The 12669-nt window shown below is 70.9% G+C and carries 11 protein-coding genes and 1 tRNA gene; 5 read left to right on the top strand and 7 right to left on the bottom strand.

The genetic code is table 11. The features are described from left to right. Positions 1 to 27 precede the first annotated feature (27 nt). From ypfJ to G447_RS0103585, 3 genes are read right to left on the bottom strand one after another with little or no spacing between them, the layout of a single operon-like run. A complete protein-coding gene (gene ypfJ / locus G447_RS0103575) occupies positions 28 to 921 on the bottom strand; it encodes a KPN_02809 family neutral zinc metallopeptidase (RefSeq protein ID WP_005867454.1) in 894 nt (297 codons plus the stop codon). Next, entirely contained in the window at positions 918 to 2249 is a 1332-nt protein-coding gene (gene tgt, locus G447_RS0103580) for a tRNA guanosine(34) transglycosylase Tgt (protein ID WP_026430077.1), read from the bottom strand. The genes ypfJ and tgt overlap by 4 nt, the downstream gene beginning before the upstream one ends. Beyond that, complete coding sequence (locus tag G447_RS0103585) at positions 2246 to 2926, bottom strand: queuosine precursor transporter (RefSeq protein WP_026430078.1); 681 nt, start codon at positions 2924 to 2926, stop codon at positions 2246 to 2248. Before G447_RS0103585 ends, tgt begins: the two co-directional genes overlap by 4 nt. Positions 2927 to 3030: 104 nt before the next feature. Between G447_RS0103585 and G447_RS0103590 the strand changes: the two genes are divergently transcribed. Next, positions 3031 to 4644, top strand: a complete 1614-nt coding sequence (locus G447_RS0103590; RefSeq protein WP_026430079.1) for an ABC-F family ATP-binding cassette domain-containing protein — start codon at positions 3031 to 3033, stop codon at positions 4642 to 4644. Here G447_RS0103590 and G447_RS0103595 read toward each other — a convergent pair. From G447_RS0103595 to G447_RS0103610, 4 genes are all read right to left on the bottom strand, one after another. Further along, positions 4637 to 5428 (bottom strand): hypothetical protein, encoded by a 792-nt coding sequence (locus G447_RS0103595; RefSeq protein WP_165577588.1) that lies wholly within the window; start codon positions 5426 to 5428, stop codon positions 4637 to 4639. The two genes, G447_RS0103590 and G447_RS0103595, sit on opposite strands and share 8 nt — an antisense overlap. 311 nt (positions 5429 to 5739) lie before the next feature. After that, a complete protein-coding gene (locus G447_RS0103600; protein ID WP_026430081.1) occupies positions 5740 to 6834 on the bottom strand; it encodes a hypothetical protein in 1095 nt (364 codons plus the stop codon). A 43-nt stretch (positions 6835 to 6877) separates the two neighbouring features. Further along, positions 6878 to 7945 (bottom strand): hypothetical protein, encoded by a 1068-nt coding sequence (locus G447_RS0103605; protein ID WP_243442295.1) that lies wholly within the window; start codon positions 7943 to 7945, stop codon positions 6878 to 6880. Between the two features lie 43 nt (positions 7946 to 7988). After that, on the bottom strand, positions 7989 to 9809 hold the full coding sequence (locus G447_RS0103610) for a glycoside hydrolase family 2 protein (RefSeq protein ID WP_026430083.1): 1821 nt from the start codon (positions 9807 to 9809) through the stop codon (positions 7989 to 7991). A gap of 103 nt (positions 9810 to 9912) precedes the next feature. Between G447_RS0103610 and G447_RS0103615 the strand changes: the two genes are divergently transcribed. From G447_RS0103615 to G447_RS11030, 4 genes are all read left to right on the top strand, one after another. Further along, a tRNA-Pro gene (locus G447_RS0103615) sits at positions 9913 to 9986 on the top strand. 151 nt (positions 9987 to 10137) lie between these two features. Next, the gene (locus tag G447_RS11025; RefSeq protein ID WP_051226234.1) at positions 10138 to 10584 is read left to right on the top strand and encodes a DUF4418 family protein; all 447 of its coding nucleotides are present in this window, start codon (positions 10138 to 10140) and stop codon (positions 10582 to 10584) included. Between the two features lie 62 nt (positions 10585 to 10646). Next, entirely contained in the window at positions 10647 to 11480 is an 834-nt protein-coding gene (locus G447_RS0103625) for a DUF6273 domain-containing protein (protein ID WP_026430085.1), read from the top strand. Next, positions 11477 to 12661, top strand: a complete 1185-nt coding sequence (locus tag G447_RS11030; RefSeq protein ID WP_243442296.1) for an FtsX-like permease family protein — start codon at positions 11477 to 11479, stop codon at positions 12659 to 12661. Before G447_RS0103625 ends, G447_RS11030 begins: the two co-directional genes overlap by 4 nt. The last annotated feature ends 8 nt before the right edge of the window (positions 12662 to 12669 follow it).

Genomic DNA, 12669 nt, shown 5'->3' on the forward strand with positions numbered 1-12669 from the left:
GCGCGAGGGCTGCGGCCCCGCAGCGGTTCACACGCGCGCCGCGCTCCACGTGTCGCAGGCCGCGATGGAACCTGAGTCGAGGCCCGTGCGCAGCCACTGCGACCTCTGCGCGGCCGACCCGTGCGTCCAGCTCTCCGAGTTCGTACTCCCCTGGTAGCGCTGCTGCAGGCGGTCGTCGCCGATGGCCTGGGCGGTGGTCAGCGCGCCGTCGATCTCCTCGGCGCTGGGGACGCGCAGGAAGGGCTCGCCCGTGTTCGGGTCGGCTGTCTGCGACGCCCAATGCATCCACACACCCGCGTAGCAATCGGCCTGGAGCTCGGAGCGCACGCCCGCGCCCTGCTCCCCGCGCTCCTGCGTGTTGTGGTCGCGGAAGACTCCCCGCAGGTTCTGGATGTGGTGGCCCCACTCGTGGGCGACCACGTACTCCTGCGCCAGGGCGGCCCCCGAGGCCCCGTAGTCGGAGACCATCTGCTCGAAGAACCCCAGGTCCAGGTACACGGTGGAGTCCCCCGGGCAGTAGAAGGGGCCGACCGCGCTGGTCGCGTTCCCGCAGGCCGTGGACACCGAGCCCGTGAAGATCTGGAAGTCCGGCAACTGGTAGTCGGTCCCCCCTCCCTGGGAGGCCAGCTGCGCGCGCCACACCTCGTCCAAGGACGAGGCCGTCGCCACCATCCGGCACTCCACCCGCGCGTTCGCGTCCGCGCCGCTCGTGCAGCCCGACACGTCGACCGTCTGCCCCGCCGGGGCCGGACTGGGCTGCGAGGAGCCCAGGAACTGCGAGAGGTCGATGCCCGTGAAGTGCGCGACCGCGAACACGATGATGGCGCCCAGCACGGATCCACCGCCGATGCCCGCTGCCCGCCTGCCCGCCGACGTGCGCACGCGCGATGGGTCCAGTTGGATGTTTTCGTTGAAACTCATTGTGCGCTCCTGCCTTCCCGGCCGCCGCCAGAGCGGTAGCGGCCCAGCATATCGTCGCGGAAATCCTCGAAGCAGCCGCGCTCGATGGAGTCGCGCATCGCGTCCACCAAGCGCAGTGTGAACCACTCGTTGTGGATCGTCGCCAGCGTCGAGGACAGGATCTCCTTCGCCTTGAACAAGTGGTGGACGTAGGCGCGCGTGTGGTTCGTGCACGTGTAGCACCCGCAACCGGGCGCCAACGGCGAGAAATCACGTTTGAAACGCGCGTTCGTGATGTTGTAGCGCCCCGTCGGCGTGTAGATCGCGGCGTTGCGGGCCACCCGCGACGGGTTCACGCAGTCGAAGGTATCGGCCCCCGCCTCGACCCCCGCGAAGAGATCCTCCGGCTCGGAGATGCCCAGCAGGTGGCGGGGCCGGTCCTCGCCGAGCTCCTCGCACACCCACGCCACGATCGTTCCCAGGCGTTCCTTCTCCAGCGCCCCGCCCACGCCGAACCCGTCGAAGCGCTGGCCGTCGGCCTCCATGCCCGCCATGGTCCGGGCGGCCCGGCGCCGCAGGTCCTCCCACTGGGCGCCCTGGACGACGCCCCACAACTGCTGGTACGGCATGGCGCGGCGCTCCTCGGTCAGGCGCGCGTGCTCGACCAGGCAGCGGCGCGCCCACGCGTGCGTGCGCTCCAAGGACTCCACCTGGTAGGAGCGCGGGTGCAGCAGGGAGGTGAGCTCGTCGAAGGCGAACATGATGTCGGCGCCCAACTGGTGCTGGATGCGCATCGACACCTCCGGCGTGAAGCGGTGCTTCGTGCCGTCGATGTGGGAGGAGAAGACCACGCCGTCGTCATCGACCACTGCGTTCGAGGCCTTGACGGCTTGCGCGGACAGCCGCGGGTCGTCGGGGTCGGCGGCCCCCGAGAACTCCTGGGAGAGGACCTTCTTGAAGCCCGCCCCCAGGGAGAGCACCTGGAATCCGCCCGAATCCGTGTACGTCGGGCCCCGCCAGTTCATGAAGCGCGCGAAACCGCCCGCCTCGTCGACCACGTCGGAGCCGGGCCGCAGGTACAGGTGGTAGGCGTTGGCCAGGACCGCCTGGGCGCCCAGGGCCTCGACCATCTCCGGGGTCAGGGCCTTCACATTCGCCTTCGTGCCAACCGGGATGAACGCGGGCGTGCGGATCGTGCCGTGCGCCGTGTGGATGGTGCCCGTGCGCCCCAGGCCGCTGCCCGAGGCCAGGCGCGTCTCCACCTGGAAACCCCGGTCGCGCCACCCCGACGGCGGGGCGGCGGGAAGCGCGAAAGGAACGGGGGGAGCGGCCAGCCAATCGGAGCTCATGCGGGGAACACCTCCGAGCCCTCGAGGCCTTCGAGGCCGCGCACCCACCCGATCACGCGGTACGTGAGCGGCAGGAGCACGACCTCCACCGCGACCTTGTACACGTAGCCGGTGATGACGTAGTTGACGAAGTCGCCGCCCTCGATGACTCCCGCGAAGGCGATCGTGCAGAAGAGCACGGTGTCCACCGCTTCGCCCACCAGGGTCGAGCCGATGAGCCGCGCCCACAGGTGGCGGGCCCCCCACCTCCTCCGGATCCTCACCAGGACCAGGGCATTGACCAGTTGGCCCGCCAGGTAGCCGATCACCGAGGCTGCGACGACGCGCGGCACGAAGCCCAGGACCGCCTCGAAGGCCGCCTGGTTCTCGTAGCCCGGGCCCACCGGCGCGGCCTGGACGACCCAGAAGACCGCCGACGCCGCGATGGAGGCCGCGAAACCCATGACGATCACCCGCCGGGCGCGCCCGAAACCGTACACCTCCGACAGGACGTCCCCCAGGATGTACGTGAGCGGGAACAGGACCGCCCCGCCGTCGAACACCAGGTGGACGGGTCCCCAGTCGAGGGCCGTCACCTTCGTGGCCGCGACGTTGGAGATCAGGAGCGCGGCGACGAAGGTGACGGCGATCAAGTCGTAGACGCGCGGGTGGCGCGAAGGGGCGGTGGGCGTGCTCATCAATGCCTTCCTGCGGGTGTTACGTCGCTCCCATTGTGCACGCAAAGGCGGCGCAGCGCCGCGAGCGCGCGGGTAGTCTCGCACACACCCACTAGGATCTACCCGTGATCAACGTCCAGGACTTCTCACTGCGAATCGGAGCGCGCGAACTCGTGCGCGACGCCAGCTTCCGCGTCGACAAGGGCATGCGCATCGGCCTCGTGGGGCGCAACGGCGCCGGAAAGACCACGACCATGCGCCTGCTGGCCGGGGAGGCCGACCGCGGGGGCGCGGCGGAGCACACGGGGACGATCTCCACCACGGGGACCGTCGGCTACCTCGCGCAGGACACCCACGTCGGCGACCAGACGGTGCTGGCCCGCGACCGCATCGTGTCGGTGCGGGGCATCGACCGGATCATCGCCCGCATCCGCCGCGCCGAGCAGGAGATGTCCACCACCGAGGGCGCGCGCCAGCAGAGGGCCATGGAGCGCTACGTGCGCCTCGACCAGGAGTTCACCAACCAGGGCGGGTGGGCCGCCAACGCCGAAGCCGCCCAGATCGCCCACTCCCTGGGGCTGCCGGACCGTGTCCTGGGCCAGAGCCTCGACACCCTCTCCGGCGGGCAGCGGCGCCGCGTCGAACTGGCGCGCGTCCTCTTCTCGGGCGCCGACGTGCTGCTGCTCGACGAGCCCACCAACCACCTCGACCACGACTCCGTCCTGTGGCTGCGCGACTGGATCAAGACGTTCCCCGGCGGCGTCATGGTGATCTCGCACGACGCCGCGCTGCTGGGGGAGACGGTCAACCAGGTGTTCTACCTGGACGCCAACCGCGCGCGCATCGACATCTACCGCCTCGGCTGGCGCGCCTACCTCGAACAGCGAGAGGAGGACGAGCGCAGGCGGCGCAAGGAACGGGAAGGCGCTTTGCGGAAGGCAGAGCAGCTGCGCGCCCAGGGCGAGAAGATGCGCGCGAAGGCGACGAAGGCCGTGGCCGCCCAGCAGATGCTGCGCCGCGCCGACGAGCTGGTCGCCCGGGCCGGGGAGGCGGAGGTCCGTGAGAAGGTCGCCCGTCTGCGCTTCCCCGAGCCTGCTCCCTGCGGGCGCGTGCCCCTCACCGCCGAGTCCCTGTCGAAGTCTTACGGCTCGCTGGAGGTGTTCACCGGCGTGGACCTCGCCATCGACCGCGCCTCGAAAGTGGTGGTCCTCGGGCTCAACGGCGCGGGCAAGACCACCTTGCTGCGCCTGCTGGCGGGCGTCGAGGAGCCCGACACGGGCCGGGTCGTGGCCGGGCACGGCCTGAAGATCGGGTACTACGCGCAGGAGCACGAGACCCTCGACGTGTCCGGGACCGTGCGCGAGAATATGGCCGACGCGGCGCCCGGCCTGGATGACACGCGCGTGCGCAACATCCTGGGCCAGTTCCTCTTCCAGGGCGATGACGTTGAGAAACCCGTTGGCGTCCTGTCCGGCGGGGAGAAGACGAGGCTCGCTCTGGCGACCCTGGTGGTCTCCGGCGCCAACGTCCTGCTGCTGGATGAGCCCACCAACAACCTCGACCCGGCGTCCCGCGAGGAGATCCTCGCCGCGCTGCACGACTACGAGGGGGCCGTCGTCCTGGTGACCCACGACCCCGGGGCCGTGACGGCGCTGGACCCGCAGCGCGTGCTGCTGCTGCCCGATGCCGACGAGGATCTGTGGGACGAGTCGTACCTGGATCTCGTCACGCTCACGTGAGGGGGCCCGTGTCCGTCCCCGCCGAGGGGGCGGACACGGGGCCTGGCGCGCTACCGGGCCGGGGGACGGCCGTGGGCCCGCGTGTACGGCGCGCCCACGCGTGGAACGCCACGATGACCGCGCCGATCGTGAGCACCACGATCGCGCCGACCAGTGCGAAGAAGCCCGGACCGGTCGAGCCCTCGTCGCTGCGCTGCGCCGGCGCCCCGGCACTGGCGCCGGAGGAGGTGGAGCCCGTCGATGTGTCGAAGGTGAGCTCCAGGTCCTCGTCGGTATCCGTCCACACAGCGGTTTCCCAGCCGTTGCGCTCCGAATCGTGGTCGATCTGGGCGCCCTCCGACGCCTCCACGATCCTGCCCTCGTAGACTGTCGCCTCGACGGTGCGGACCTGGGCGCCGATGGCATCGGCGATGGGGGCGGTGGGGGCGGACGGCAGGGACATGGTCTGCTCCGCGCCACTGGTTGCGAGCAGGGACGCGCTGACGGAGACGACGCAGGTGCTGGAGGGGGCGGCCCCGTCCGACGGGGTGAAGACCGTGGTCGGGGCGTGGGAGACGCCGTGCGCCGCCCGGGCGTGGGCGCCGAACTCCTCGCACAGCTGGGCGGTGAGCGCGCCGGCGGTGTCGGTGACTGAGGCCGTCCAGGAGATGGTGCCGGAGCTGAAGAAGGAGTAGTGCTCGAAGACCGCGGCGCCCTCTGCTGCGCTCGAGGCGGGCGCTTGGGCAAGGGCGGTGCCGACGGCGCACGCCACCCCCGCCAACCCCCTCAAGGCACCGGTCGCCATGCGGGGTCTGCGGTGCGCGGGCGGGGCCGTCGTGGTGCGGGGCGGACGCGGGCGGAGTGTCATCGTCGTCCCACTCGGTCGGGCGCGGACACTGCGCTGAGCGCGAGCACCGCGGCCACTGCCGCGATCCCCACTGGATTCCTCAGTCCCATGGGCGCCTCCATTGGCCGTCGTGCGTTCGGTACTTTCCGATCCTACCAACTGGTCGGACCCGGGGCGCGGACGGCTCGCGGCCCTGCCACGCGCCCTGGCAACCGCTCCGACGGGGCCGGGCGCCCGGCCCCGGAGGACGCCCTCATCGTCCTGATCGGTCAAGTGGGATCGCTGGGAGGGGCGAAACGGGAATCCGATCGGGGAGCCGACGCCTCGGACGGACCCTCGGATTCCAAGGCGGGGGCGGGGGAGTCGTGCGGGTCGGACGCGGATGTCCCGGAGCTGCCGTAGGGGTTGGTGGGATCCCCGGGGTCGGCGCGCGTTCGGTCCACGGGAGGGCGGGCGGGGGCGGAGCGGGACCGCGCCGTCCTCCGTGAGTGCTTCGTCCTGTGCGATCGCATCGTGCCCATTGAGATGATCCCGATCAGGACCAGGATGACGAGGACGAGGAAGAACACGGAGACGAACGCGTCGTGGTCGTCCGAGCCCGAGTGCCTGCCGGTGGGAGTGGGCGCGCCTCCCCGTTGGCCGGGGTTCCCGACGGTCACCGGGGCCGTGATCGGCCCCGGGGTCGTCGTCGCGGCCGGTGTGCTCGGCGTACTCGGGCTCTGCGACCTGGCTCGGGCCTCCGGATCGGGCGGTACCGGGGTTGGCGCGCCGCGCACCGCGCCGGACGAGGTCGCTCCCGTTGCCACGTCGGAGGTCACATACAAGTCGTCGGCCGCCTGCGTGCAAGTCGCCGTCTCCTGCCCGGTGGAGGAGGAATCGTGATCAATGGCGCAACCGTCCGAGGCGCTTGTGATTATGGCATTGCTGACCGTCGCAGTGGCGCTCCGAGTGGTGAAACCAATGGCCGCCAGGACGGGACCGGTAGTGCTCGAGGACATTGAGATAGTGCGCTCGGAGCCGTTCTCCGTGATGACGGAGTCCGTGGGGTGGATGTCGAACGGCGGAACGGTGCACTCGCTGGTCCCCCCGCTGTACGTCGCTTCGGTGTAGGACGCCTTCGGGTCCTTGGCGAGGCCGAATACCGTTCGGAGGTGGTCGGTGAAATCGTCGCACACCCGCTTGGTCAGGTAGTCCTCGCTGGCGACGATCCGCGCTGAGTAGGACAGGAAGCCGGATCCAGTGACGCGGTACTCTTCCGAGGCGCCCGCCTCGGCGGCGGAGGCGCTCGGGGCACCGGGCACGGCCGCCGCGCAGAGGGCGAGCGCCATCGCGGCCGCGATGCCCGCCGTTCTGGGCAGTCCCATGTGCGTGTCCATCCGATGACGTGCGCGTCCTCGGCGCGCCCTGTCAGGAGCCCTCGTCCGGGGCGAAGGGGGAGCGCTGCTCCGGTGGAGCGGGAACCGGGGGCAAATCCTGCTCCTGCGGGCAAGCGGAGGGGTCCGTCGGCGCGCCGGGCGGGCCTGCGGAGAAGGGGGGTGGAACCGCGCCGGGCGCGTCCGGGGTCCCTTTCCCTCCTGCGACGGGTGCCTGGGCTCCCAAGGGCTGGCCGTACCCCTGGGACTGGCCGTACCCCTGAGTCTGGCCGTAGCCCGGGGACTGGCCGTACCCCTGGGCGGAGGATTCCCGTGCGCCGGGGCCACCGGTGTACGGGCCCATCACCTGGTTGCCGGGACCCGCCTGCGCCCGCCGGCTCCTCGTGACAATCACCACAGCTCCGGCCACGGCTGCGATCGCGATGACGCCCACGATGATTGCGGCGATGGCGAGGGGCATGCCGTTGCTGGGATCCCCCGAGGTGTTCTGCCCGGCGGCGTTATTGGTCGGGGAGGCTTTCGCCCCGCTGTTGCGGTTCGCGAGGGCGCTATCGCAAGTGATGCTGAGGTCCCCGCTGGCGTTCTTCCACTTCGCGGTCTCCCAGCCGTCGAAGTCGCGCTCGATCTCGGCGCCGTCGGAGCTCTCGACGATGCCGGCGTCGAAGACAGTGGCCTTGGCCTCCCTGGTGGTCATGCCCAGAGTGGTCATGACGGAGCCGGGGATCGCGGTCTTCAATGCGAGCGTCGTCTTCGTTCCCGTCTTCTGCATCAGCGGGGTCTTGTTCAGTTCGGCCCGCAGGCTCGCCTCGCACCTATTCGAGCCGCCGGCGCCGGCGAAGCGCGTGAACGAGATCGTGACCTCCTCGTTGGTGGAGAAAACGGTTTGGGCGTTGGCGCCCAATTCCTCGCACTGCTCCTGCGTGAGCACCTGTTGGGAGTCGGTGATGCTAACCGACCACGAGTCCCTCACGGACTCTGCGACCATGTACTCCTCGATGACCCGGGTCTCCATGGCGGCATGCGCGCACGGAGCCGAGGCGGCGCCCAGCGCGAGCACGGCTGAGGCTGCGCCGATAATGCCGAGTGCTCGTCTGGTTCCCACGTGCGCCTCCATGACGAGTGGTGCGTTCTGGTGCCCCATTAGCCTACCAAGTGGTCGCGTGAGCCTGGAAGCACTCATCCAAGGCGCGGTTGAGGCGCCGCATGACCAGGGGGTCGACCTTCGTCACGCGCCGGTCGTAGGTCATCAGCCCGTTCGTCTCGGACTCGACGTCGCTCACCTGCGTGTAGGTGCAAGCAGCGAGGCCGCGGGCGGCCAGGGGGATCAGCTCCCGCTCGTAAAGCCTTACCAGTGCGGCCTCCAACGCGGCGCGGTCTCGGTGGAAGCTGTAGCCGTAGGGCTGGCCGGACGAGTGGAGGTGGCCCTCGACGGGCAGGTTGTGGCCGCCGAACTCTGACAGGTAGAACGCGCGGCCATCGCGGGCGGGCGGTGCCACGAGGGCCAGCACGTAGCGGTGGCGGCTCCTGAAGTCGCCGCACCCCTGGTCGAACCAGCCCGATGCCGCGTCGATGGGCCGGGTGGGGTCGATGCGCCTGGTGAGCTCCAGGACGCGGCGTGCCCCGAACTGCCCCCACCCCTCGTTGAAGGGCACCCATATGATCACACTGGGGTGGGCTTGGAGGAGGCGCACGGTCCGCGACCATTCCTCCAGGAAGGCGCGGCGGCTGGCGGAGGTGGCGCGGCCGGTGCGCCGCATCAGGGCGCGCCCGGTGTCCGGCCATGTGAAGCCGGTCGCCTGGATGAGGCCTGACTGGCGTATCGACGCCGGTGCCCTGCCCCCGCTGACGCCGTCCTGCACGACCATCATCCCGATCCGGTCGGCCAGGGCGTAGAAGCGCCTGCTCTCCACTTTGACGTGGACCCGCACCCCGTTGAAGCCCATGTCCTTCAGTGCCAGCAGGTCGTGCTCCATCGCCGCCCCGCTGGGCGCCGTCAGACCGGTTTCGGGCCAGTAGCCCTGCGACAGGGGGGCGTTGACAAGGACGGGCTCGCCGTTGAGCAGCACGCGGGCCGCGCCCCCGCCCTCAGGGGCGGACACGGCGACGGTCCGCACACCGAAGTGCGAGTCCACGCGATCCTCCCCGGTGTCCGCGGCCAGCGAGTACAGGTGCGGGTCGGCGGGGCTCCACGGCCGCGCGGACGGGATCTGCACCGCGATAGGCGCTCCCGTGGTCCCCGACGCCCGGGCCACTATCTCCGACCCGTCCCCGATGGTGATCGTGACCGGCTGGGGGCCTCCCTCGGCGAGGATCCGCACGTCCACGGTGGCCAGGTCGGGGCGGGTGCGCGTGAGCACCTGGGTGATCGCCCGGTCGGGCAGGGGCTCCATCCACACGGTCTGCCAGATGCCCGATGTGGCCGTGTACCAGATCCCGCCGGGCTCCAGCGACTGCTTGCCGCGCTGCTGTTCCGTCGTGTCGGTCGCGTCGGCCACTTCGACGCGCAGCCGGATCCGCGCCCGCCCCGTGTCGGGCAGCTCCACGCGGAAGGGGGAGTACCCGCCCGTGTGCGAGCCGATGGGCTCGCCGTCGGCGTAGACCCGGCACTCGTGGTCCACCGCCTCGAATACGATGGCGATGCGCCCGCCCCGCCACGGCCCTGGGACCGCGATGTCCCGCTCATAGCACAGCAGGTCGCCGGGCCCGAGTGGCCTGCCCGCGCCCGATGCCCTGGTCTCCACCGCGAACGGCACGCGGATGCGCCCCCGCCACCCGTCCACGGGCGACTCGGCCCCGTGGGCGGTGCTCCTGCCGACGACGGCGTAGCGCCACCACCCGTTGAGACTGCGCCACCGGGGCCGCACCAGCATCGGGCGCGGGTACTCGGGCAGGGGAGCGTCCCCCAGGTCCTCGCCCCACGGGGTCACCAGGCCCGGGCCGACCGGGCGGGTCGCGTCGTCGCTCATATGCCGATTCTACGGTCGTGACGTGGATCGCTTCCGCGGATTGGCGTGCCGTCGGTATGCTGGGCTACACTATCCAAGGTCGCCGCGAGCGGCGAACTTAATACGGGCTGTGGCGCAGTTTGGTAGCGCACTTGACTGGGGGTCAAGGGGTCGTGGGTTCAAATCCCGCCAGCCCGACGTTGGAACCGCAGGGCCACGGGCTCTGCGGTTTTCTGCGTTCCTGTGACGATCCAGGGCATCGGCGCCCCAACAAGGTTAGGCTTAGCTATTATACGAATATCCCTGAGCTATGGTCCGCATCCCGTGCGCGGACGAGGAAGGAAAACCAGTGTCGAAGAAGAACACCCTCGCGCCAATGGTCCCCGCAGTGCTGAGCCTGCTGCTCGTCGCAGGGGGGACGACCGTGTTCGCCGCGTGCGACCCCAAACCCGACGGCTCGTGGATGCAGTGCCACAGCTGCCAGAACACGGTGGCGGCCGGCGCCGGGGGCCTGGCCTTGCTCTTCGGGGCCTCCGCGTTCGTCAAGAACCGGTCCCTGCGGCTCGTCCTCCAGGCGCTCGGAGTGGTCGGCGCCGCCGTTATGTTCTTCGTCCCGGGCGGCATCTGCCCCATGTGCATGATGCGCACCATGCGCTGCTACACGGTGTTCCAGCCCTTCGTCCGGATCATGAGCGTCCTCGTCACAGCTGGCGGCGTCGGCGCCCTGGTCGCCTCCATGCGCGGCCGCGGCGCCCTGGTCCCGTCCGCGCGCGGGGGAGGGGAGCTGCCCGCTTGAGGCCCGGCCCGCGGGGGAGCCGGGCTGGCGGGTGGGCGCGGACGCTGCCCGCTCGGGCGGCGGTGCTCACCGCAGCGGCCCTGTGCGCGCTGCTCGCAGTGCTGGCCGTGGTGTCCCAGCACCGCAGATCCGCCAGCTACGACGAAGCCATCGCCCTCGCCGAGGCTGGGAACGCGGAGCGCGCCTACGAGATCCTGTCAGGACTCGGCGACTACCGCGACGCCCAGGAGCGCGCCCGCAGCCTCGTCGACCGCGACCCCGCGCTTCCCTACCGGCGGGCCGCGAAGGGCGACGGCGTGGTCTTCGGCTCTTACGAGCAGGACGGCGACCCATCGAACGGGCCCGAGCCCATCCGCTGGACCGTGGTGGACAGGCTCGAGGACCGGATCCTGGTCCTCAGCGCCGAGTGCCTCGAGGGAAGGCAGTACCACCACGTGCCCTTCGAGGACGCCTCGTGGCAGAACAGCGACTTGCGGGCGTGGATGAACGGTGACTTCCGCGAGACCGCTTTCACCCCCGCCGAGGGCGCCCTGATCGTGCCCGCGGACAATGCGAACGACCCGCAGTCGATCACGGGGGCGGGCGGAGGGGCGTCGACGACGGACCACATCTTCGCGCTCAGTGAGACCGAGGGCGCCATCTACCTGGGTGACGAGGCGTCGCGGGACTCCCTCGGGGTCGCAGCGGCCACCGACCACGCGAAGGGGACGGGCCTGCCCGTCGACGAGAACGGATCGTGCGACTGGTGGCTGCGGTCCCCGGGAACCTACGGCTTCGCCGCGCAGTTCGTCGATGCGACGGGGGCGCCTTCTGTCAGCGGTGCCAACGTCGACGCGGTCTACGGAGCGCGGCCGGCCCTGTGGATCAGCACTGGAGGAGCGGGGGGCGCGCAGTGACGGCCCCGCCACTGACCCTGCGGGGCGTGGCGCTGAGGAGCGTGCGCGCCCACCCCGTCCGCACAGCGGTCCTCCTGTTCGCCGTCGCCGTCCAGGCGGCGTGCGCGTTGATCGGCCTCACCCTGGTCGAGGGTGTGGGCGACGAGCTGTCGCTCGCCGAACAGCGCCTCGGCGCCGATATCGCCGTCTACCCGACCGGTTGCCTCAGCAAGGTCGACAAAGCGCGCTTGCTCATGCTCGGAACGCTCGTGGACTGCAACCGCAAACGCTCGGCACTGGACCGTTTGGCCTACAACGACGACATCGAGGCGGTCACCCACCAGCTCTACATCGCCGACACCCTTCCCAGCGGCGAGCCCCTGTGGATCGTCGGATTCGAGCCGGAGACCGACTTCGTTCTGTCCCCGTGGCTGGAAGGGGGCCCCGGCTGGGCGCTCGCGCGCGGCGAGGCCGCAGTGGGCAGCGGGGTCGCCTCCTCCTCCGCAGTCGCCCTCTTCCAGCGCGACCACCGCGTCACCGCGCGCCTCATGGAGACGGGGTCCGCGCTCGACAACGCTGTCTTCGTCACCATGGAGACACTGGGCGATGTGATCCGCGATTCGGTCGCCGCCGGGGTCGGCGCCTACGCCTCCGTCGATCCCGGGGCCGACTACTCCGCCGCTCTCGTCCGCCTGGGCGACCGGGACCGCAGGCAGGCCGCGACGGACTGGATCAACCTCTACGTGCGCAAGACGACGGCCGTGAAGAGCGAGGCGTCCCTGGCCGGAGCGGCCAGCGGGATCCGCGGGCACCTGGTGGCCACCGCCGCAGCCGCCGTGGGCGTGTGGCTGCTGGTCGTCGTCGCGCTCGCAGTGGTCCAGGCGGTGCTCATGAACGAACGGAGGGGAGAGCTGGGCGTGTGGCGCGTGATCGGCGCGTCGCGCGCCCGCGTCGCCCGCCTCATGGCGCGCGAGTCGCTGCTGGTCCACGCCGCGGGCGCGTGCATGGGGACCGCAGTGTGGGCCGTGCTGCTCCTGCTCGGGGCACTGCCTGATCCGGGCGGGGCGATGGGCCCGGCCCGGGCGCTTGTGAACGCCGCCGTCGTGGCCGCCGCCTCGTTGATCGCCGGAGCCGTCGGAACCCGCGCCGCCCTGCGCCGCGCGCAGCGCGCCGCCGACGGCCGGATGCTCCTGTCGGTGTAGGAAGGAAT

This window comes from Schaalia georgiae DSM 6843 (genome assembly GCF_000429245.1).
GTDB lineage: Bacteria > Actinomycetota > Actinomycetes > Actinomycetales > Actinomycetaceae > Pauljensenia > Pauljensenia georgiae.